General features: G+C 68.4%; 20 protein-coding genes. 10 read left to right on the forward strand and 10 right to left on the reverse strand.

Annotated elements, in window-relative coordinates:
* The first annotated feature begins 41 nt into the window (after nt 1-41).
* Genes ACT89H_RS19745 through ACT89H_RS19755 form a run of 3 tightly spaced genes read left to right on the forward strand, consistent with a single transcriptional unit; the run spans nt 42 to nt 3,290 of the window.
* Entirely contained in the window at nt 42-833 is a 792-nt protein-coding gene (locus ACT89H_RS19745) for a carbohydrate ABC transporter permease (RefSeq protein ID WP_445110368.1), read from the forward strand.
* A 19-nt stretch (nt 834-852) separates the two neighbouring features.
* The gene (locus ACT89H_RS19750) at nt 853-2,181 is read left to right on the forward strand and encodes an ABC transporter substrate-binding protein (protein WP_445110101.1); all 1,329 of its coding nucleotides are present in this window, start codon (nt 853-855) and stop codon (nt 2,179-2,181) included.
* Nucleotides 2,182-2,207: 26 nt separating this feature from the next.
* Nucleotides 2,208-3,290, forward strand: a complete 1,083-nt coding sequence (locus ACT89H_RS19755) for an ABC transporter ATP-binding protein (protein ID WP_445110102.1) — start codon at nt 2,208-2,210, stop codon at nt 3,288-3,290.
* A gap of 48 nt (nt 3,291-3,338) precedes the next feature.
* Here the strand turns inward: ACT89H_RS19755 and ACT89H_RS19760 are convergent, their stop codons facing one another.
* From ACT89H_RS19760 to ACT89H_RS19770, 3 genes are all read right to left on the reverse strand, one after another.
* Nucleotides 3,339-5,357, reverse strand: coding sequence for a M13 family metallopeptidase (locus tag ACT89H_RS19760; protein ID WP_445110103.1), 2,019 nt, complete (start codon nt 5,355-5,357; stop codon nt 3,339-3,341).
* Between the two features lie 199 nt (nt 5,358-5,556).
* Nucleotides 5,557-5,931, reverse strand: a complete 375-nt coding sequence (locus ACT89H_RS19765; protein ID WP_445110104.1) for a DUF397 domain-containing protein — start codon at nt 5,929-5,931, stop codon at nt 5,557-5,559.
* A 10-nt stretch (nt 5,932-5,941) separates the two neighbouring features.
* Nucleotides 5,942-6,793, reverse strand: coding sequence for a Scr1 family TA system antitoxin-like transcriptional regulator (locus ACT89H_RS19770; protein ID WP_445110105.1), 852 nt, complete (start codon nt 6,791-6,793; stop codon nt 5,942-5,944).
* A gap of 134 nt (nt 6,794-6,927) precedes the next feature.
* On the opposite strand from ACT89H_RS19770, the gene ACT89H_RS19775 reads away from it, so the two are divergent.
* Nucleotides 6,928-7,452 (forward strand): hypothetical protein, encoded by a 525-nt coding sequence (locus ACT89H_RS19775; RefSeq protein WP_445110106.1) that lies wholly within the window; start codon nt 6,928-6,930, stop codon nt 7,450-7,452.
* Here ACT89H_RS19775 and ACT89H_RS19780 read toward each other — a convergent pair.
* Together ACT89H_RS19780 and ACT89H_RS19785 are read right to left on the reverse strand one after the other, a co-directional pair.
* Nucleotides 7,421-7,924, reverse strand: a complete 504-nt coding sequence (locus ACT89H_RS19780) for a DUF4190 domain-containing protein (protein WP_445110107.1) — start codon at nt 7,922-7,924, stop codon at nt 7,421-7,423. The two genes, ACT89H_RS19775 and ACT89H_RS19780, sit on opposite strands and share 32 nt — an antisense overlap.
* Before the next feature lie 113 nt (nt 7,925-8,037).
* Nucleotides 8,038-8,826 (reverse strand): pirin family protein, encoded by a 789-nt coding sequence (locus ACT89H_RS19785; RefSeq protein ID WP_445110108.1) that lies wholly within the window; start codon nt 8,824-8,826, stop codon nt 8,038-8,040.
* 235 nt (nt 8,827-9,061) lie between these two features.
* On the opposite strand from ACT89H_RS19785, the gene ACT89H_RS19790 reads away from it, so the two are divergent.
* Both ACT89H_RS19790 and ACT89H_RS19795 read left to right on the forward strand, forming a co-directional pair.
* Nucleotides 9,062-9,208, forward strand: a complete 147-nt coding sequence (locus ACT89H_RS19790; RefSeq protein ID WP_445110109.1) for an NUDIX hydrolase — start codon at nt 9,062-9,064, stop codon at nt 9,206-9,208.
* Between the two features lie 116 nt (nt 9,209-9,324).
* Complete coding sequence (locus ACT89H_RS19795; RefSeq protein WP_445110369.1) at nt 9,325-10,620, forward strand: MFS transporter; 1,296 nt, start codon at nt 9,325-9,327, stop codon at nt 10,618-10,620.
* On the opposite strand, the gene ACT89H_RS19800 is transcribed toward ACT89H_RS19795, so the two are convergent.
* Nucleotides 10,613-11,074 (reverse strand): hypothetical protein, encoded by a 462-nt coding sequence (locus ACT89H_RS19800; protein ID WP_445110110.1) that lies wholly within the window; start codon nt 11,072-11,074, stop codon nt 10,613-10,615. The genes ACT89H_RS19795 and ACT89H_RS19800 overlap by 8 nt on opposite strands.
* A 232-nt stretch (nt 11,075-11,306) precedes the next feature.
* Between ACT89H_RS19800 and ACT89H_RS19805 the strand changes: the two genes are divergently transcribed.
* Nucleotides 11,307-12,980, forward strand: coding sequence for a glycoside hydrolase family 183 protein (locus ACT89H_RS19805; protein WP_445110111.1), 1,674 nt, complete (start codon nt 11,307-11,309; stop codon nt 12,978-12,980).
* Here the strand turns inward: ACT89H_RS19805 and ACT89H_RS19810 are convergent.
* Genes ACT89H_RS19810 through ACT89H_RS19820 form a run of 3 tightly spaced genes read right to left on the reverse strand, consistent with a single transcriptional unit; the run spans nt 12,950 to nt 15,276 of the window.
* Complete coding sequence (locus ACT89H_RS19810; protein WP_445110112.1) at nt 12,950-13,807, reverse strand: 5-oxoprolinase subunit C family protein; 858 nt, start codon at nt 13,805-13,807, stop codon at nt 12,950-12,952. The two genes, ACT89H_RS19805 and ACT89H_RS19810, sit on opposite strands and share 31 nt — an antisense overlap.
* The gene (locus ACT89H_RS19815) at nt 13,804-14,511 is read right to left on the reverse strand and encodes a 5-oxoprolinase subunit B family protein (protein WP_445110113.1); all 708 of its coding nucleotides are present in this window, start codon (nt 14,509-14,511) and stop codon (nt 13,804-13,806) included. Before ACT89H_RS19815 ends, ACT89H_RS19810 begins: the two co-directional genes overlap by 4 nt.
* Before the next feature lie 9 nt (nt 14,512-14,520).
* Entirely contained in the window at nt 14,521-15,276 is a 756-nt protein-coding gene (locus ACT89H_RS19820) for a LamB/YcsF family protein (RefSeq protein ID WP_445110114.1), read from the reverse strand.
* Nucleotides 15,277-15,418: 142 nt separating this feature from the next.
* Here ACT89H_RS19820 and ACT89H_RS19825 point away from each other — a divergent pair, with 142 nt between their 5' ends.
* Complete coding sequence (locus ACT89H_RS19825; RefSeq protein WP_445110115.1) at nt 15,419-16,234, forward strand: hypothetical protein; 816 nt, start codon at nt 15,419-15,421, stop codon at nt 16,232-16,234.
* A gap of 5 nt (nt 16,235-16,239) precedes the next feature.
* Here ACT89H_RS19825 and ACT89H_RS19830 read toward each other — a convergent pair whose 3' ends face one another.
* Nucleotides 16,240-17,700 (reverse strand): CCA tRNA nucleotidyltransferase, encoded by a 1,461-nt coding sequence (locus ACT89H_RS19830; RefSeq protein WP_445110116.1) that lies wholly within the window; start codon nt 17,698-17,700, stop codon nt 16,240-16,242.
* 550 nt (nt 17,701-18,250) lie between these two features.
* Between ACT89H_RS19830 and ACT89H_RS19835 the strand changes: the two genes are divergently transcribed.
* Both ACT89H_RS19835 and ACT89H_RS19840 read left to right on the forward strand, forming a co-directional pair.
* Complete coding sequence (locus ACT89H_RS19835) at nt 18,251-18,787, forward strand: NUDIX hydrolase (protein ID WP_039803412.1); 537 nt, start codon at nt 18,251-18,253, stop codon at nt 18,785-18,787.
* Nucleotides 18,784-21,363 carry a DUF6049 family protein gene (locus tag ACT89H_RS19840; protein ID WP_445110117.1) on the forward strand — a complete coding sequence of 860 codons (2,580 nt, stop codon included), beginning with the start codon at nt 18,784-18,786 and terminating at the stop codon, nt 21,361-21,363. Before ACT89H_RS19835 ends, ACT89H_RS19840 begins: the two co-directional genes overlap by 4 nt.
* The last annotated feature ends 374 nt before the right edge of the window (nt 21,364-21,737 follow it).

Below are 21,737 nucleotides of genomic sequence, written 5' to 3' on the forward strand. Positions count from 1 at the left end.
GGCGCAGGCAGCGGGCGGTGACTCTGCTCGGCTACGGCGCGATGGTATGCGTGCTGATCATCGTGGGCGTGCCGCTGTTCTGGATCTTCATCACCTCGTTCAAAGCGCGGCCGGACATCTACGTGCAGCCCGCCGTGTACTGGCCGCACAGCTGGCACCCGGAGAACTACCGGGAGGCCACCACGACGCTGCCGTTCTGGACCTTCCTGCGCAATTCGCTGATCGTCACCGGCATCGTCTCGGCGGTGAAGTTCGTGCTCGGCGTGTTCAGCGCGTACGGCCTGGTGTTCTTGCGCTTTCCGGGCAAGACGGTGGTGTTCCTGGTGATCATCGCGGCGCTGATGGTGCCCAACCAGATCACCGTGATCTCCAACTACGCGCTGATCGCTCAGCTCGGTTGGCGAAATACGTTCCAGGGCATCATCGTTCCGCTCTGTGGTGTCGCATTCGGCACGTTCCTCATGCGCAATCACTTCCTGTCGCTGCCCCCGGAAGTGATCGAGGCGGCGCGAATGGACGGTGCGAACTGGTGGCGGTTGCTCACCCGGGTGGTACTGCCGATGTCCGGGCCGACCATGGTCGCCTTCGCGGTGGTGACCTTGGTCAACGAGTGGAACGAGTATCTCTGGCCCTTCCTGATGGCCGACGATACGACGGTCGCGACCCTGCCGGTCGGCCTGACCTTGCTGCAGAACACCGAGAACCCGAGCGTCACCAACTGGGGCCCGGTCATGGCGGGAACCCTGCTGACCATGCTGCCGATCCTCGTGGTCTTCCTGGTGCTGCAACGCCACATGATCAAAGGCCTCACCTCCGGTGCGGTCAAGGGTTAACCGATCAAGGAGAAACCACGTGTCCACTGCACAGTTCCCGGCGCTGACCCGGCGCGGATTCCTCGGGCTGACCGGCGCGCTCACGGCGGGCGCGGCGTTGACCGCGTGCGCGGGCACCGGAGGCGGCGGCAAGCAGTCCGGCGACGCCAAGACCCTGACCTTCTGGTCCAACCACCCGGGCACCTCGAAGGAGCTCGAGACCGAGCTCATCCGTCGCTTCCAGGACAAGCACCCCGACCTGACGGTGAACCTGGTCGACGCGGGCAAGAACTACGAGGAGGTGTCGCAGAAGTTCAACGCGGCGCTGTCGGGCGGGGATCTGCCGGACATCGTGGTGCTCTCCGATGTCTGGTGGTTCAACTACGCGCTGAACGGCACCATCGAACCGCTCGACGGCCACTTCGCCGACGCGGGCGTGCGCCTGGACGACTACGTCGACTCGCTGGTCGCCGACTACCAGTTCAACGGCAAGCACTATGCGCTGCCCTACGCCCGCTCGACCCCGCTGTTCTACTACAACAAGGACGTGTGGAACCGGGCCGGCCTGCCCGACCGCGGCCCGCAGAGCTGGCCGGAGTTCGACGAGTGGGGACCGAAGCTGCAGGAAGTCGTCGGCGAGGGCAAGCTCGCGCACGGCTGGGGTGACGCCAAGAACTATCTCGCCTGGACCTTCCAGGGCCCGAACTGGACCTTCGGCGGCGCGTACTCGGACAAGTGGACGCTGAAGTTCAACGACCCGGGCACCATCGCGGCGGGCACGTTCCTGCGCAACATGATCAATACCAAGAAATACGCGGGCATCAAGCCGCAGATCGCGGTGGACTTCGGCTCCGGCGTGATCGCCTCCACCATCGCCTCGACCGGCGACCTGCGGGGCATCCAGAAGAACGCCGAGGGCAAACTGACCTTCGGCACCGCCTTCCTCCCGCATCCGAACGGACCCGGCGTCACCACCGGCGGCGCGGGCCTGGCGATTCCGGCGCGCATCTCCGACGAGCGAAAGGTGAACGCGCTGAAGTTCATCGAGTTCGTCACCAACGCGCAGAACACCGCGTATTTCTCGCAGGGCACGGGCTACATGCCGGTGCGCAAGTCGGCCGTCAACGACCCGAGCGAGCAGGACTTCCTCGCGAAGAACCCGAACTCGAAGGTCGCGATCGATCAGCTGCCGTTGACCAAGTCGCAGGACTACGCCCGGGTGTTCGTGCCCGGCGGCGACCAGATCATCGGCACCGGCTTGGAGCAGATCGGTCTGCAGAACGCCGACGTGGCCGCCACGTTCGCGAACGTGACCACCCAGCTGCAAGCGATCATCGATCGCCAGATCACGCCGAAGCTGCCGAAATAGCGCTCGTCCCGAGGAGACCGACAAGCATGGCCACCGTGCAGTTCGAAGGCGTCACGCACCGGTATCCCGGCGCGCAGGCGCCGGCCGTCGACCAGCTCGAACTAGACATCGCCGATGGTGAATTCGTCGTGCTCGTCGGTCCGTCGGGGTGCGGCAAATCCACCAGCCTGCGCATGCTCGCGGGTCTGGAATCCGTTGCGCAGGGGCGCATCCTGATCGGCGGCAAGGATGTCACCGGATTACCGCCGCGGGCACGGGACGTGGCCATGGTGTTCCAGAGCTACGCGCTGTATCCCAACATGACCGTCGCGCAGAACATGGGCTTCGCCCTGCGCAACGCGGGCATGAACAAGACCGACACGCTGGCGCGCGTCCACGAAGCGGCGACGATGCTCGAGCTCGAGCCCTTGCTCGACCGCAAGCCCGCCCGGTTGTCCGGCGGGCAGCGGCAGCGAGTCGCCATGGGGCGGGCCATCGTTCGGCGCCCACAGGTGTTCTGCATGGACGAGCCGCTGTCCAACCTGGACGCGAAACTGCGGGTGAGCACGCGCTCGCAGATCGCGGCCTTGCAGAAACGGCTCGGCACCACCACGGTGTACGTCACCCACGACCAGGTCGAGGCGATGACCATGGGCGATCGGGTAGCGGTGCTGCGCGAAGGCAAGCTGCAACAGATCGCCGCGCCGCGCGTGCTCTACGACGATCCGGTGAACACCTTCGTCGCCGGATTCATCGGCTCGCCGGGCATGAACCTGCTGGAAGCGCCGGTGCGCGACGGTGCGGCGGTACTCGGCGACCTACTCATTCCGCTGCCGCCCGGCGCGAAATCCCGCGATCGGGTGGTGGTCGGGATCCGGCCCGAGTCCTGGGAGGTCACCGCCGAACCCGCCGACGGCCTGGCGGTCGACGCCGAGTTGCTGGAAGAACTCGGCGCGGAGTCGTTCGTCTACAGCCACGGCATCGCCGAGGATTGGAGCAGCCGCTCCGGGAAGGTGGTCGCGCGCGTCGACCGCCGCTTCCACGTGCGGATCGGTGACCGGTTGTATCTGCGGCCCAGAGCGGAGGACGTCTTCTTCTTCGACGCAGGCACGGAGGAACGCCTGCGCTGACCGCCGCGCGGCCGAGACGGTCCCACCGGACCGCCTCGGCTCGAGGACCTACCAGATCTTCACGCGCTCAGCGGGTTCCAGGTACAGCGCGTCGCCCGGTTCGACGCCGAACGCCTCGTGGAAGCTGTCGATATTGCGCACGACCGCATTGCAGCGGAACTCCGGAGGCGAGTGCGGATCGGTGGCGAGGCGGCGGATCGCCTCCTCCGCACGGGCTTTCGTGCGCCACACCTGCGCCCACCCGTAGAACACCCGTTGCAGGCCGGTGAGCCCGTCGATCTCCGGCGCGGCGGCACCGCCCAGCGAGATCTTGTAGGCCTCCAGCGCGATGGACAGGCCGCCGAGATCGCCGATGTTCTCGCCGATGGTGAACTGGCCGTTCACCGTGTGCTCGTCCGGCAGGTCCTTGGGCGAGAGCACGTCGTATTGCTCGATCAGAGCCGTGGTGCGCTTGGCGAATTCGGCGCGGTCCTCGTCGGTCCACCAGTCCACCATGTTGCCGTCGCCGTCGAACTTCGCGCCCTGGTCGTCGAAGCCGTGCCCGATCTCGTGGCCGATCACCGCGCCGATGCCGCCGTAGTTGGCCGCGTCGTCGGCGTTCATGTCGAAGAACGGCGGTTGCAGGATGGCGGCCGGGAAGACGATCTCGTTCATGCCCGGGTTGTAGTAGGCGTTAACCGTCTGCGGGGTCATGAACCACTCGGCCCGGTCGACCGGGCCGCCGAGCTTGTTCAGATCCCGATCGTGCTCCGCGGCGTAGCCCCTGCGGTAGTTGCCGACCAGATCGGCCGGGTCGATCACCACGCCCGAGTAGTCCCGCCACTTGTCCGGGTAGCCGATCTTCGGGGTGAACTTCTCCAGCTTCGCCAGCGCGGCGGCCCGGGTGCCCTGGCCCATCCACTCCAACTCGGCGATATTGCGACGGTAGGCCTCCTGCAGGTTCGCCACCAGCTCGACCATGCGCGCCTTGGCCTCCGGCGGGAAATGTTCGGCCACATAGAGTTTGCCGACGGCCTCGCCGAGCAGGTCCTGCACCAGCGTGACGCCGCGCTTCCAGCGCTCGCGGTTCTCCTCCGCGCCGGTGAGCGTACGGCCGTAGAAGTCGAAGTTCTCCTCGACCACCGCGTCGGTCAGATACGGCGCACGCGCGCGGAGCACCCGCCAAGCCGCCCATGCCTGCCAGTCCGCGAGCGCCTCGTCGGCCCACAGCCGCGCGAACGTGCGCAGGTAGTCCGGCTGGCGAACCACCACCTCGGCGAACAACTCGGGCCCCGCCGCGTCGACGCCTTCGGCCAGCGCGGCCGTCCACGCGACCCAGTCGAACTCGGGGTTGTCCGCGGTCAGCGCGTCGAAGGTGGTCAGGTTGTAGCGGAGTTCGGCGTCCCGGCGGCGCACCACGTCCCAGTGGCCTGCGGCCAGTTTCCGCTCCAACTCGAAGACGCGTGCGCCGATGGTGTCGAGTCGGTCCGGCAGCAGTCCGGCGACCTGCGGGTCGGCGGCGGCCAAGGCGAACATGCGGTCGATGTGCGCGATGTACTTCGCGCGGATCTCGGCGAACTCGTCCTGCCGGTAGTACGACTCGTCGGGCAGGCCGATGCCGGACTGGGTGGCGTGCGCCAGATAGCGGTTGGAGTCCTTGTCGTCGGTGTCGACGAAGACGGCGACGGCGCCCCCGACACCGGTGCGCTGCAACCGGCCGAGCAGGGCCGCGAAAGCGCCCTTGTCGCCGACCTCGGCGATCGCCGCGAGTTCGGCGGCGATCGGCGCGAGCCCGGCGGCGGCCACCGCGTCGGTGTCCATGAAGCTGGAGTACAGGTCACCGATCTTGCGGGCCTCGCTACCCGGTTCGGCGTCGGCGGCCGCGGCATTCTGGATGATTGCCTGAACGTCCAGCTCCGCCTGGTCGTACAGCGCGCGGAAGGCGCCGTCCACGGCCCGGTCGGCGGGGATCTGGTGGTCTGCCAGCCATTTGCCGTTGACGTGCGCGAACAAGTCGTCCTGCACCCGCACGGCCTCGTCGCGGTGGGACAGATCGATACCGGAGGGACGGGTCAGTTCGGAAGTCACGATGTCCAGTATGCCGACAAGCGCGTGCGCCGGCCGTGGGCGACGACCCCGAACGCCTTTCCCGGCAGGTCGATCACTCGCCTGCGGCCGAGAGACGATGGCGGAGGGTGGCCCGCCCGGAGGGTGAGGTGGTTGCGCTCGGCGAGGTTGTGCGCCTCTGCTGCGGGGCCACGGAGAGCCGCGCCGCCGTGGTGGGAGATCAGGCGGGCACGACGATCCGATCGAATTCGCCTGCGTGCGCGCCGAGCAGGAAGGCGTTCCACTCCTCCGGTGTGTAGACGAGGGTTACCGCGCCGTGCCGCAGTGCGGTGTGACCATCGGCGACGGGATGCGCGCGCAGTTCGCCATTCGATCGCCCGCGGGTGCGTACCGCGTCGAGGAACGCGGTCCATTCGGCTGCTGTGACGGTGATGACGGGCTCGTCGGCAGGGCGGTTTGCCGGGTCGCGGCGGTATTTGCTGTCACGGATGAGCACCGCATCACCATCGAACCGAACCTCGACGCATTGGTTGCCATTGTTCGATCTGGTCGATGTGAACCAGCCGGTGCGTACCGGCCGTGCGGTGGTGGCCATGGGCAGGATTTTACACGCGGGAATAGCGTCTGATCAGGGCTAATGACTCCATTCGCGAAAGGGATTGATCCACCGCGCGCAGGTAGGCGAAGCGCAGATCCCGGACCAGATCCGGGTCCTCGACCGCCCCGCCGAACACCGCGCTCTCCACCCAGCCGAAGGTCGGCAGCTGCTCGCCCGCGAAGTCGATGAGGTGGAAACTGGATCCGCCGAGCACCGCGCCCGCGGTGGCCGCGAACGGGATCACGCGCACCTCGACGGTGTCGAGTTCCTCGATCAGCTCGGCCAGATAGTTCAACTGCCCACGCAGTACGTCCGGACCTCCGGTCTGCTGCAGCAGCGTGCCCTCCCCGAACACCGCGGTGAGCTCCACCGGGTCCGCACCGCGCAACCGCTCCTGGCGGCGCATCCGGATCGCTACCAGTTGCTCGACCTGGACCGGCCGGATCATCACATCGGCGCTGATCAGCGCGCGAGCGTAGTCCTCGGTCTGCAGTAGGCCCGGCACGACCAGGCTGTCGTAGCTGCGGATGCTCTGCGCGCCGTATTCCATGCCGTACAGCCGTTGCAGCTCCGGTCCGATCAGTGCCGAGGACTTCGCCCACCAGCCACGCTGCTTGCTGGCCTCCAGCAAGGCCAGCAATTCCACGCGCTCCTCGGCTTCCACGTCGAGCAGTTCGAGTACCGGCCCGATGGTCTTGGTGGTGAGCACCCGCCTGCCCTTCTCCACGTGCGACCAGTTGGCCGGTGTGAAGCCCACCCGCCGCGCGAAGCCCGCGGAGTCGAAACCACGCTGCTCCCGCAGTTCACGCAGCCGCAGCACCAGCTCCCAGCGGGCAACGGTGGGCGAGACGGGTGCCATGGGTGGGGATGCTACGCCCACTCCGACGCGCGGCACGGTGACTATTGTCAAGCGACTTGACCGGGACTAGGGTCGAGACAGCGATCGATTCTTCCGAGCACGCGTCCCACCACTGCGAGGCGAGGTTGTTCGTCATGGGTATATCGCGCATCGAATCGGGCAGGCATCTCGCGTCCACGGGTTTCCCGTCGATCCAGGACGCGTTCGCTCGCTGCCGTCGCTATCGTGACGACCACGGGCTGTACGGGCTCGTGGACCCGATCCTGGGTCGCATCATGCTCGAAGTCGGCTCGGTCGGAGCGGTCGTGATGCCCGCGGAGTTCGGCCGTCGAGTACTCGAGCGGCTCGCCGCCGGGCCCGAGCTTCGGCCCGGTCCGGTCATCGCGCATCCGCGCGCGGACCGCTGGACCTTCCTGACCGGCCCCACCGACAACTCCTACCTGGACACCGGGCTGTTCGCCGACCTCTTCCGGATCTGCGCGTCGATCGCATTGCCGGGCAGCCACATCGTGCTGCCGTCACCAGCCGACGAACACGGTGGTTACCGAACCTGGGTCGTGGCGCCCGACCGCGACTTTCGCCGGGATTTCGCCGAGGTGATCGCCACGACCCGGGCGTGCGCCTCGGCTACCGGGGCGTCGGCGCGGGCGGCGGAGTGAGCGTGACGCTGTACTTGTCCTGCAGCTTCTGATTCCACTCGCGCTCGCACTGCTCGATCTTGGACTGATCGTTGTTCGCTTTGTTCACGCAGTCCACGAAGTCCTTGCCGCCCGAGTTGACGAAAAAGTTGTAACCCACGACGGTGAGCAGCACGGCGCCGACGATGCCGAGCGCGCCGAGGACGATACCGGTGATCGCCATGCCCATACCCCCCGCGGTGCCCGCGCGGGCCTTGAACACCGCGACGATGCCCAGGATCACCGCGAAGATGCCGCAGACGTACCCGCCGATGATCGTCCAGAAGAACAGCAACGCGAGGATGCCGAGCACCAGTGCGGTGATCGCCAGGCCGCGGCCCTTCGGCGATTCCTGCCAGTAGGCGGGCTGACCGGGGTACTGGCCGCCCGGTGGCTGGGGATACTGTCCCGGCGGCGGGTACTGGCCGGGCGGCGGGGGCGGATATTGCGACATGGACTTCCTCTCCGTCGGTGCCTCGCGATGCTCAGTCCGGACGAGGTGTTCCGGGGTGCGCGGCGGTCGCCTAGTGATCGCGTATCCCGCCGACGGATGTTAATGCGAACCGGCTACTGGGCGCCGAGCCTCGCGTGCATCTCCCAAACCAGAACTTCCGAGGGCTGCCGCGCCACCACGCGTTGGCCGCCCGACCTCGTCAAACGCACCGCGTCCCCCTCATACAGCGGGCCGACGTTCTCCATGTCCACCTCCCCGCGCGCTACGAACAGGTGCAGGTACGGCGCATCGGGTAGCTCGATCACCTGCTCGGCGCCCGGCTCCGCGCGCGCCATGCGCGCCACATGCAGCGCCGAATGGCTGCTGTTGATGGCGATCGCGGTGCGATCGCGGTAGCGGGGCAGCCCCGAGGCAACCGTGACCAGACCGCCTCCCGCGAGCTCGTCGTCGATTTCGAGCTGCTGGTAGCCCGGAGTCAGCCCCGGTTCGTCGGGCACGACCCACATCTGCACGAAATGCACCGGCTGCTCGTGTTCGGGAATGCGACCGTCCAGACGCCACGAGTCGTTCTTCTCCGAGTGCAGGATGCCGGTGCCCGCGCTCATGCGCTGGGCCAGCCCGGGATAGATGACCCCGCTGTGGCCCAAGGAATCCTGATGCACCAGGCTGCCGCCGAGCACCCAGGTGACGATCTCCATGTCCCGATGCGGATGGGTGTCGAATCCCTGCCCCGGGGAAACGATGTCCTCGTTGTTGACCAGCAGCAAGCCGTGGTGGGTGTTGTCGGGATCGTAATGTTCCCCGAAGGAGAACGAATGCTTCGAATCCAGCCAGGAGACCCGCGTCTTCATGCGGTCGCCGCCACGGTGGACGTCGATGTGTGGTGTCGTGAGTGTGGACATCATGGTCCTCCTCTCGGGACCGTGCACCGATCGCCATTCAGGGTAGGAGCACTTCCGTCGCGGTACTCCGCATTCCTAGTAGATTGTGCCGCACTCGGCATTTTACGCGAGCGACCGGAAGGTGAACGGGAGGCGAGCAGAACCATCCGTGCGTCGGAAACGTCGGGTCACCTCGTCGGATACCGCGGCCCGGCCCCGATTGCCAAGCGCCCCAACGACAACCGGAGGTAGCGGCGTGCTGGAGCTCGATGACCTCGCACGCGCGGGCAGGCTTCTGGTGGTGCGCCGCGTCGCCGACGACTATCCCGGCAGTAGGTACGAACTGCCCGGTGGTGGCGTCGAATCAGGGGAGACATTCGCCGAGTGCGTCGACCGGGTCTGACCCGCTGTCGGCGCCGACGCGCCGGCGTGCGGCCCGATCGGCGGACACAGTACGCTCCGAAGGTGTCGACTGGTCACGCCGAAGGCCGCACTCCCGCACAGCAGCGGCCGGGTGGACTGCTCGCAACACTTCGGCAGAGCCCGGGCGTGTCGCGGCTGGCAGTAGTGCGTTTCGCCGGGCAATTCGGCGACGGGATGTTCCAGGCGGCGTTGTCGGGCGCGATCCTGTTCAACCCCGAGCGGCAGACCGATCCGCTGGCCGTCGCGGCGGGCTTCGCCGTGCTGCTGCTGCCGTATTCGCTGATCGGACCGTACGCGGGCGCGCTGCTGGATCGCTGGGACCGGCGCACCGTGCTGCTGGTGGCCAACGTGCTGCGCGCGGTGCTGATCGCGCTGGTCAGCGGAGGGCTGCTGACGGGGGTCGGCGAGACACCGCTGCTGTTGCTGGCCTTGGCGGTGGTGGGCGTCAGCAGATTCGTCATGGCCGGCGTCTCGGCCGCGCTGCCGCGGGTGCTGACGCAGGCGTGGCTGGTGCCGATGAACTCGGTGCTGGCCACGGTCGCCTCCGGGTGCGCGGGTGCGGGTGCGGCCGTCGCGGTGGGTGTGATCGGGCTGATCGGGGCGGGGGACTTCGCCTCGGCGGTCGCGGTGGCGATCAGCGGTATCGGGTCGCTACTGGGCGCGGCCCTGGCGGCGGGATTCCGGCCGCGCGTGCTCGGCCCGGCGCCCGGCGCGGCGACGGGCGAGAACACCGTGCACGCGATCGCCACCGGTCTGCGCACCGGCGCCACGGCGGTGTGGGAATCGAAAGCGGTCACGACGGCGATGCTGGGCATCGGCACCCACCGGATCGTCTTCGGCATGAATACGCTGATCATGGTGCTGGTGCTGCGCCAGACCCCGGTGGACGGCTCCGGACTCAGCGGTGGCCTGGTCGGTTTCGGCGTCACAATCGTCGCCACCGCCGCGGGCATGCTGGTAGCGGCCGTCGTCGCGCCGCTGCTCATTCCCCGGCTGGGGCTGGCGCGCACTGTGGTCGCCGGTCTGATCACCGCCATGCTGGTGCAACTGACGCTGGTCACGCCGATCGGGTTCGCCGACTCCGGAGCCGCGGTGGAGCGTGCGCACGAACTCCTCTTGATCGGTGCGTTCCTGCTGGGACTCGCCGGGCAGACGATCAAGTTGACCGGTGACGCGACCATGCAGATCGACATCGATGACGGCCGTCGCGGCCAGGTGTTCGCGTTGCAGGACACGGTGTTCAATGTCGCGTTCGTGCTGGCGATCGTGATCGCGGCCCTGATCGTTCCGGCTGACGGCAGATCGGCGATCGTGGTGCTGGCCGGGACCGCCATCTACGCTGCGGGAATCGTGGCCATCGCGTTCAACACCCGCCGCCGCGCGGTCAGCTGAGCAACGGATCGCGCCGGTCGCGGTTCAGCCGGTGTGCGAGTTGCTCGGGCAACTCGCCGGTCTCGGTATTCTCGGGGTCCCGCTGCGCATCCGATACTCGTGCTTCGCCGAGCAGACGAGCCGGCGCATCGGATTCCGTGCGCACGGTCCAATCCAGCGGCTCGCTCGCCGTATCGACGGGCAGCCCGGTGATCTGATGGTTCCACGTGCCGAGACCGGTGGGATCGGTGAAGAAGTGGTCGAGCACGCCGTCGTCGTCCAGATCCAGCGCCGCGATGTCGGCGCGGCCCGAACCGGCCGGATCCCACAGCGCGTCGTCCGCGATGCCGTCGCCGTCGAAGTCCAGCCGCACCGCGTCGGCCGTGCCCGTCGCGCCGAGTTCCAGGTCGGCCTCGCTGGTCCAGACGTGCACGAGTCCGTCACCGGTACCGAACACGTACTCGATCTCGTTCATATGTCCTTGGACGCACGCGGCCCCGCGCCGGTTCCATTGCGCGGGGCTTTCTCGATTCGCCGTCCCCGTTTCCCGCGGTTGTTCCGGTAAGTTGGCTCGTCAGCAACCGACCGACAGGAGTCGACACGACATGGGTTCTCCGGTGCACAACCTCGATGCGGTACGAGAACTGCTGAGCGCGTGGAAGAGTCGGTCCGCCACCGGACATCCGATCGCCTGACGAGGCGACCTGATGCGCGCACCCGGAAGCAAATCGTCTTGTGCACCCGCGTTGTTCGGCGCGCTGCTCGTCGGCGCCCTCGCCATACCGACGCCCACCGCGCAGGCCGCACCGTTTCCGTGGGCGCCGCCGCCGGTCAACAGCTGCGGTGAGGTCGGTTTCGACCCGCTCAACCGTGAGCCCGATCCCGCGCAGCCACCGCCGCCACCGCTGCCGCCGCGGATCGACATTCCCGTCCCGATTCCCGAACTCACTCCGGTCCCGGTGCCCGACCCACCGCACGACAACACGCGGATCGTCCCGGACCCGCTGCCGGAGAATCCATGTGACAACCCGTGCCCGGATATCAGGGACTACCCCGCACATCCCGAGACCGATCCCAGCCCGACGCCCGAGACCGGCACCGACGAGGAAGCCGGTTCCTCCGGCTCGGCATCGGGGCCCGGTTCGGGCAGCGGTTCGGGTTCCGGTTCCAGCGATGGCTCCGGCTCTGCCTCCGGTTCTGGCTCGCCGGTCAAACTGCCGCGCATCGAGTTCACACCGGAGACCGAGCCGATTCCGGTCCCGGTGCCCGGTGGCCCCGGCGAAGAGCCGCAGCCCGCTCCGCCACAGGTGGTGCATCCGGCCGAACCCGGCCCGCTCGCCGCCGCGGTGGCCGCGCCGACCGTCGAGTCGGTACGGCTGGTCGGGCAGGTGACCGGGCACGGTTCGCAGAACCGCACCGATATGCGCTGGCAGGTCGACGGAACCGATCTCGGCCTGATGTGGGAGACCCGACCCGGTGAGATCGCGGTGGTCTTCGGTGACACCTTCGGCAAAGGCTGGGGTGCCGGTGGCGCGGGCAACGACGACCAGGACTGGCGCAGCAACGTCATCGGTTTCAGCACCGACCGCGATCTGTCCGACGGCCTGACGCTGGACACCTTCGCGCAGGACCGCCGCTGCCACGCCGCGGAGATCCTGGGCAGCCGCAAGATCAAGAACTGGGAGACCACCACCATCCCGACCTCCGGGTTCGCCATCGGGCACCGGCAGTACCTCAGCTACATGTCGGTGAACAGATGGAGCCGCATACCGGGTCTGTGGTGGACCAACTACGGCGGCCTCGCCTATTCCGACGACCGCGGGCGCACCTGGAAGAAAGACCAGCACGCCAAGTGGGAGAACCTGTTCGGCCTGGGCAAGTTCCAGGTCGCGGCCATGGTGCCGCAGGGCGACTACGTCTACATGTTCGGCACACCCAACGGACGCATCGGCACGATCGCTCTGGCGCGCGTGCCGCGGCACCAGGTTCTGAACAAGTCCGCCTATCAGTATTGGGTCGGCGGCACCTGGGCGCCCGCCGCCGAGAACGAGGCCACCCCGCTGGTGCTCGGCATCGCCAGTGAGCTGTCGGTGCGCTACGACCGGGAGACCGAGCAGTGGCAGATGGTCTATCTCGATTCCGCGCGGGGCGCGATCGTGCTGCGTACCGCCGCAGCCCCGCAGGGTGCGTGGACGGATGCGATCCCGCTGGTGTCCACCGCCGACTACCCGAAGTCCTACGGCGGGTTCATCCATCCGTGGTCGACCGGCGAGGACCTGTACTTCATGCTGTCCGCGTGGGACAGCTACAACGTGTATCTCATGCATGCCCGGCTGGAGCCCAACCGCGGTCAGCCCGCCCGCACGAATCGCACGGGCTGACCGGGCCGCGTCTGCGCGATGGCGTCGACGTCGGCATCGATGACCACCGCGATCACCGGATACCCGCCCGTCACCGGGTGATCGGCCAGGAAGACGACCGGCTGTCCGCTCGGCGGCACCTGGATCGAGCCGAGCGCCATGCCCTCGGTCGGCAGTTCCCGAGTGACCTTCCTGGTCAGCCGGGGACCGGTGCGGCGTTCCAATCGGGCGCCGATCCGGTCGGTGTCGGTGGAGATCGCCCACTCGCCGGCGAACAAGGCCGTGGCGTCGGAGAACCAATCGTCGCGCGGACCGAGCACGGCGCGCACGGTGACGACGTCCGCGGGCAACTCGGCGACCGGGGCGAAGTCCACGACCGGGAACGTGCGCGGCGAAGAACCGACCGGGAGCCGATCACCCTTCTTCAGAGGCTCCGGCCCCAGGCCCGACATGGTGTCGCGGCTTCGGGAACCGAGCGTCTCCGGCACGTCGATGCCGCCGCGCACCGCCACATAGCTGCGCAGCCCGACGGACGCGTAGCCCAGCCGCAGCGCCTGTCCCGGTTCCAGCTCCAGCACACTCGCGTGACCCACGGGTCTGCCGTCGACGGTGGCGGGGGCCGGTGCGCCCGTCACCACCAGCATGACGTGCTCTTCCGCGTGCAGCGCGAGGCCTCCGAGCAGCACTTCGACGGCCGCATGCCCCTCCGGGTTGCCGACCAATCGATTGGCCAGCCGCAGCGACCCGCGGTCGGCGGCCCCCGCGGGACCGACACCGGAATCGAACCAGCCCGGCCGCCCGAGATCCTGGATGGTCGCCAGTGGACCGACCGCGTCGACGACGATCATCGGCCGTCGCTCACGTCGAAAAATCGAACGGTGACGCCCGGGCGGATCAGCGCTGGTGGGTCACGCTCGACATCCCACATCCTCAGGTCGGTCGTGCCGATCAGCTGCCACCCGCCCGGTGTGCTCCGCGGATACACCGCACTGTAGCCACCGGCGAGGGCGACGGCGCCCGCCGGAATCGTTGTGCGCGCCTGCGCCCTGCGCGGAACGGACAACCTCTCGTCGGGCGACTCCAGGTAGCCGAAGCCCGGTGCGAATCCGACGAAAGCACATCGCCACAGCGTTCCGGTGTGCGCGGCGATCACTTCCGCGGTCGTGACCTCGAGCATCCTGGCCACCTCGTCGAGGTCGGTGCCGTCGTAGCGCACCGGGATCGACACCGGTTCGGCGCGGAAAGCGTCGTCGGTCGATGTTCCACGGGAAACAGCGACTGATCGCTCTGCGTCCAGGGTGACCAAAAGCGTGGTCATCGACCGGTGGACCGCTTCCGCGGCGCGCGGTGAATCGAGGGTCAGCAATACGGTCTCCGCAGCCGGAAGCAGATCCTGTACGCCGGGTATCGGGCGATCCCGCAGTGCGGCGACGATCTCCGCCACCATGTCTCGCCGATGGGGGGTGATCAACAGCGCCCGATCGCCCGCCGGCCGGATCGATTCCTCGGCCGCCTGCCGCTGCGCGTGCGACACCGCGCCCGTCGTCTTCATCTCGCGGCCTCAGCCGAACGGCTCCACCGGCACGCCGACTTCGTCCAGCGCGGTGCGGATGCGCCGGGCCATCTCCACCGCCGCGGGCGAATCGCCGTGCACGCAGATACTGGCGGCGCGCACCGCGACCTCGCCGAAGCCATCGGCCGTGCGCGTGGTTGCGGACTTGGCGATCGAGATCGCCTGCGCTACCGCGTCCTGCGGCCCCAACACCGCCCCCGGCGTACCGCGCGGGGCGAGCGAGCCGTCCGGTGTGTAGGCGCGATCGGCGAACCCTTCTCCGACAAAACGCACCCCGGCGGCCTCCGCGGCCGTCTCCAACTCGGTGCCCGCCGGGCCGAGCAGGGCCAGTCGGGGGTCGTACTCCGTCATCGCGGCCAGCACCGCGTCGGCCAGCTTCCGGTCGCGCGCGGCCGAGTGATAGAGCGCTCCATGCGGTTTCACGTAGCGGACCCGGTCCCCGGCGGCCTTCGCGAAAGCGTCGAGGCCGCCGATCTGATACAGCACCTCGTCGCGCAGCTCACCGGGCGCGACGGCGATCGCACGCCGACCGAAACCGGCCAGATCGCGATAACCGACATGGGCGCCGATCCGCACTCCCTTCCGCACCGCGAGCGCGCAGGTCGCGCGCATGATCGCGGGGTCGCCCGCGTGGAATCCGCAGGCGATGTTCGCGCTGGTGACGATATCGAGCATGGCGGCGTCGTCGCCCATCGTCCACGGACCGAAGCCCTCGCCGAGATCACTGTTCAGATCCAGCGCCATATGCGTCCTCCCAGCGGTGTGTGACCGGTGGCTTTTCGATTCTCGTGCTCGAGCGTTCCCGCAGGCAAGGCCGGCCGGTCCGCGCGACCTGGGGCATAACGCACGGGTGTGGGGCCCCGCGCCAAGTACCCTCGATCCAATCATGGCCACGTATTTCGATCCGAAGTCCTGGTCGCCGCTGTGGGCCGTCGATCTCGGAAAGCGCCTGTTCGATCCGTCTTGGCTGGAGCAATGGATCACGCTCAGCACAGCCTGGATGGATCCGGTCGCCGACCTCGGCGCAGGCACCGTCACGGCGCTGCTGCCGGACGTGCTGATGACCATGCTCAGCGAGGGCATCCTGAGCCGATTCGGCGGACAGGAGGTCAGCGCGACCCTGCTGGGCCATGACCTGCACGCCACCTTGCAGGTGCTGAAGGTGCGCCGCCGCGGCGCACACTTCCAGACCAAGACCGTGCTGTCGCGGCTGCGCTGGGACGATCACCCGATCGAGTCCGTGACGATGATCGCGCACGGCGTCCGCCTGATTCCGGGCGTGCCGACCAAGGTGCGCACCGCCCAGCTCGACCTCATCGGTACCGTCACCACGGCGGCGCTGGTCGGATGGCTCAACACCCAGCCGCTGGACTGGGACCTGGACGTGCAGGCGAGCGGGCTGATCCGGGCAAGGCACCGCAGGCGACTGGTCACCGCCCTGGTGGACGCGTCGGTGACGAACAACCGGCTGGACCTCGGGGTACGCCGAGTCACCTGGCTCGGTGTCCGCGTTCCGCGACGCATGATCGCGGCGCCCGTCCTGCGGCTCGAGCACCTGCCCAAGAACGCGCGGATCGTGCGCGCCGAACGGGAGGGCGACCTGATCCGCTTCCGCGTCGAACTGCCGGAAATCTCCGGGTCCTTCGATCTCGCCCAGATGCGCTCCGCGATCCTGGCCGGCACCACACTGATCGTCTTCTGACCTGATCAGCCCTGCGTCTTCCACCACTCCAGCAACGCGGCCTCGGCTTCGTCCCGGCTGAGCGGGCCGTGGTCCAGGCGTAGTTCTTTCAGATGGCGCCAGGCCCGCCCGACCTCGGGGCCCGGGGGCAGGCCGAGTAGCTCCATGATCGCGTTGCCGTCCAGGTCCGGGCGGACCTTGGCCAGATCCTCCTGCGCCCGCAGATGCTCGATCCGCGCCTCGAGCTCGTCGTAGGTGGCGCGTAGCGCGGCGGCCCTGCGCTTGTTGCGGGTGGTGCAGTCGGCGCGGACCAGTTTGTGCAGGCGGGGGAGCAGCTCGGCGGCGTCGGTGACGTAGCGACGGACCGCGGAATCGGTCCACTGGCCTTTGCCGTAACCGTGGAAACGCAGGTGCAGGAACACCAGCCGGGCGACGTCCTCGGTGAACTGCTTCGGGTACTTCAGCGCGCGCATTCGTTTGCGAACCATCTTCGCGCCGACCACCTCATGGTGATGGAAGCTGACGCCGCCGCCCGGCTCGTTGCGCTTGGTGTCGGGCTTGCCGATGTCGTGCAGCAGCGCGGCCCAGCGCAGCACCAGGTCGGGGTCGCCCTCCTCCTGGTCGATGGCCTGCTCCAGCACGGTGAGCGAATGCCAGTACACGTCCTTGTGCTGGTGGTGTTCGTCGATCTCCAGCTTCATCGCGGGCACCTCGGGAAGCACTCGCTGCGCCAGCCCGGTCTCACACATGACGTTGATGCCGTCGATCGGGTGCGCCCCGGCGATCAGTTTGTCCAGCTCGACTCGCACCCGCTCGGCGGTGATGCGGTCGATCTGATCGGCCATCGCGGTGATCGCGGCCCGCACCCGAGGATGCGGCTCGAACCCCAGCTGGGAGACGAACCGCGCGGCGCGCAGCATCCGCAACGGATCGTCGTTGAACGAGTCCTCCGGCGCGGCGGGCGTGTCCAGCACGCCGTCGAGCAGCGCGGTCATGCCGTCGAGCGGGTCGACGAACTCCAGCGCACCGTCCGGGCCGATCTTCACCGCCATCGCGTTCACCGTGAAGTCGCGGCGGACCAGGTCTTCGGCGAGCGAGTCGCCGAAGGTCACCTGCGGGTTGCGAGACACCCGGTCGTAGCTGTCGGCGCGGAACGTGGTGATCTCCAGTTGCTGCCGGTCCTTGGCCGCGCTGACCGTGCCGAACGCCAGACCGCCGGTGTCCCACAGATGGTCCGCCCACCCGCGCAGGATGTCCTGCACCGCGTCCGGCCGCGCGTCAGTGGTGAAATCCAGGTCGGTCCCAAGGCGCCCGAGCACCGCGTCCCGCACGCTTCCCCCCACCAGGTACAGCTCGTGCCCCCGCGCCGCGAACATCTCACCCAGCGGGGTCAGCACATCCGACAGCCCCCCGAGCGTCACCGCCGCCGCGGCCAGCAATCGGGTCCGTCTATCCAGCACAGCGTCCTGGGACTTCGGCGCAACCACGAATGAGCAGCTTACCGAGCCACGCCACCGGTTATCGCCGGCCCGGGCACCGCAGCAGCCCAGATATATAAGGACACCGACATGAGCCCAGCCAGCGGCATCCGCGCGAAATCACCCCCCGCTCACAAGCCACCCGCCCGGCGTGTCGTAGTGCAACCACTCACCGCCACCGAGCCGTAGCGCATGCGCCGCACAGGAGACCACGAGCACCGACGGGGTCAGGGCCGAAGAAAGCCCCGCCATTCGCCGCCGCCGAACTATTCGGACGCGACGAACCCGCACATCGAAGCAGCTGCCACGCCACGAGGCATCGATACCGCCGACTCCACCCCCGAACAGGAGCACCACGCAGGCGAAACCAGCGCGACCCGGCACATCTCCACGCAGACATCCCAGCACTCAGCGACGTGCAGCGGGCCTTATGTGCCCAGCTCGAATACCACCGTGCCCGGCGCACCCCGACCACGTCTTCCGAGCGCAGCGAGACCGAGCCTGTTTCCGTTCGCGGCGCGACGCAGTCGCGGCAAATTCAACACAGTAGGATTGCCAGGTGTCTCCGGCCGATCGTGCGAACAGTCGACGCCGCCAGCCTCGGCGCCGCGGTTCGGCCGCCAATGCCGCGAAGCCGCGGATGCGCACGGTCCGAGAGACTTCGGCGGGTGGGCTGGTCGTCGACGGCTTGGACGGTCCTCGGGAAGCGCGAAGCGCGGCCCTCATCGGACGCACCGATCGCCGCGGGCGGTTACTGTGGTCGCTGCCCAAAGGACATATCGAAGAAGGTGAGACCGCCGAGCAAACCGCGATCCGCGAGGTCGCCGAGGAGACCGGCATCAACGGTGTCGTGGTCGCCGAACTCGGCAGCATCGATTACTGGTTCGTGACCGACGGTCGGCGGGTACACAAAACGGTGCATCATTATCTGCTGCGGTCGGTTGGTGGCGAACTGTCCGACGCCGACGTGGAAGTGACCCAGGTCGCCTGGGTTCCGTTGAGTGAACTGGATTCTCGGTTGGCCTACGCCGATGAGCGGCGGCTGGCGGAGATGGCGAACAAGCTGATCGACCGGATGGAGACCGGCAAGCGATGACGCGTGGACTGTTCCGGATCTTCGTGGCGGTCCTGACCATCCTCGGCTCGGTGGCGACGCTGCCGCTGCTCGATTCCGCGGCGGCCGGAGCGCAACCGGCCGGGTCCGGCACCCCGACCAACCCTAAATTCCTGAAGCTGTCCCTGGATTCGGTGACGCCTACCACAGTGACGGTCGGCAGCGATTCGGTGCTCACGGTCGCGGGCACCGTCACCAATATCGGCGACCGTGTGGTGGACGACGTCAGCATCCGGCTCCAGCGCGCGGCGGCGATCACCGCGCCGGCCGGGTTGCGCGCCACTTTGCGCCTCGACGAGGTCAACTACGACGTGAACGGTGACTTCGAGGACATCGCGCAGCGGCTGAACCCGGGGCAGCGCAAACAGTTCACGCTGAGCATCCCGTTGCGTTCGGTGACCGGCGGCACGTCGCTGCGGATCACGGAGCCGGGCGTCTACCCGCTGCTGCTGAACGTCAACGGTGAACCGGCTTACGGCACGCAGGCCAGGCTCGACGACGCGAGATTCCTGCTCCCGGTGCTCGGCGTGCCGCCCGCTGCGAGCGAAGGAGCCCCATCGGTGTCGGCGCCCACCGACGCCCCGGTGGCGACCACGCTGCTGTGGCCGCTGGCCGACCGGCCGCGGCAGGTGGGCGGCAGGCCGGGCAGCGTGGACGGCAAGGTGGAGCTCACCGACGACGAACTGGCCGCCTCGCTCGGCAAGGGAGGGCGGCTGGATCAATTGCTGGCCGCGCTGGAGGGGACGTCGAACCCGAGCGCGGGCCGTAACGCCGATCTGGCCTCGGCCGTGTGCCTCGCCATCGACCCCGACCTGCTGCTCACGGTGCGTGCGATGACCAAGGGTTACCGCGTGCTGGCCAGCCCGTCGGATCCCGACGGCGCCACCAGGGCGGGTGCGGGTGCCGAACAGGCCCAGACCTGGCTTGATCGGTTGCGAGCGCTGGCGGGGTCGATGTGCACCGTGGCGCTGCCGTTCGCGCAGGTCGATCTCACCGCGCTGGCCGCGGTCAACGATCCGGCGCTGTCCGCGCGCGCGATCAACGAACCGGCCGAGATCATCGATTCGATCCTGTCCACCCGGTCGGTGCGCGGGGTGAGCCTGCCGGATTCGGGCAGCATCGACGAAGGCGCGGGGACCCTGTTACGCAGTCACGGTTTCGGCACCGCAGTGCTCGCCGCGACGGCGGCCGTTCCGCAGGGCGGCGTCGACTGGGCACAGTCGAGCAGTGAGATCGGTCAGTCCACTATCGGTGCCAACGAGGCGGTCTCCACCGCGGGCCCGGTGCATCCGCAAGTGCTCAGGCTGCCCGATATCACCGCGGCGCAACCGGCCGCGCCCGCCATACCCGCACCGCAGGTCGCGGGCAGCCCGGCGCCCGCGGCGAGTGCACCCGCGCTCGCCGCCGACCCCGCGCTGCACGCGGTGACCTTCGATATCTGGTCCGCGACCGCGCTCGCCGCGGTGGGCTCGAATCCGCCGACCCCGCCGTTCACCCCGGCCCGGGTCCGTTATGACGTGACCAACGACTCGCGGGCGGCGCGCTTGCAGGACGCCCTCGGCGCGATTTCGTGGAACGCGCTGCATCCGGAGGCGAATCCGTCGCGCTCGCTGTTGCTCGTCCCACCGCAGCAATGGGGTGCGAATCGGGACGAGGCGACCGCGTTGCTGCGCCAAGTCGACCAACTGCTGCGCGGCAACCTCGCCACCGCGCGCCCGTTCCACGATCTGGTCGCGCTGCCGCCGGACCCGCAGCCCTACAAGCTGGACTATCTGCCGCAGGCGGCGCAGGACGCGGTGCCGGACCGGTTCCTGCCGCCGGTACGCGAGCAGAGTCGCCGGATCACCGAGATGATGCGCGCGCTGGTGGACGTGCCGGAGGCCGAACCGACGCCGCACGACTTCTTGACGCCGCTACGCGACGATCTGTTGCGCGTGCTCAGTCTCTCCGATCGGCGCGCGGGCGATGCCGCGCCGCCGGATACGTTCGCCCAGCGGCGGCTGGACCAGAACACCCGGACGATGGACAAGCTCTATCGCTCGGTGACCGTGTTGCCGCCGGGCGGGGTGTACACGCTCGCGTCCGAGCAGAGCCCCCTGCTGCTGGTCGCGCGCAACGAGCTGCCGGTGGCCATCCGGGTCAGGTTCCGGATCGAGGCGCCGGCCGAGACGAAGATCACCGATCCCGGCGAGCAGCAGCTGCCGGCCAACGGATCGCGGTCCTTCCAGATACCGACGGAGGTCATCGACAGCCGGAACCTGGTCATTCCGATCTCGCTCACCACGCCGGAGGGCGTCGCGCTCGGCAATCCCACCCAGGTCTCGGTGCGTTCGAATGCCTACGGCAAGGCGTTGGCGATAATTACGGGATGCGCCGCACTCCTGCTGCTCCTGCTGGCCGGTCGCCGTTTGTGGCGCCGGTTCCGCGGGCAGCCCGATCCGGCCGACGAGGGTTTCGATCCGAGCACCAGGCGCCGGGTCAACCGGTACCGGCGCGCGCGCCTGCGCGTGCTTCGGGCGCAGGAGAAAGAGCAGGAGCAGCTCCAGGAGACGCGGTGACGGATCCCGCTCCGGCGGCGCGACGTAAACCGCTGCTACGTGCACCGATGTTGGGTACTGCGGTGTCATGTGGCACGGTGGAGGACAATCGCAGTGTTGCCGAGCCGATCGGATCCGGCCGGGGACCAGTGACAGAATGTTCGCCGATCACAGCGAACCATTGCGGCGGGCCGCGGCTCTCCGCACCGATGGGGGTGCGGAATCCCGGCTGGTACAGGAGGCATGATGAGCGACGATGACATATCGGCTCATCGCCCTCGACCAAGCGACCGGCTCGACGGGCCACCGGTGCGCCGGGCGCCGGTCGCGCCGTGGGAACGCAGCCCCGCTCCGGCCGATGCCGAGCACCAGGGGGTGAACGGCGGTCCGTACGA

Source organism: Nocardia aegles, from assembly GCF_052545135.1.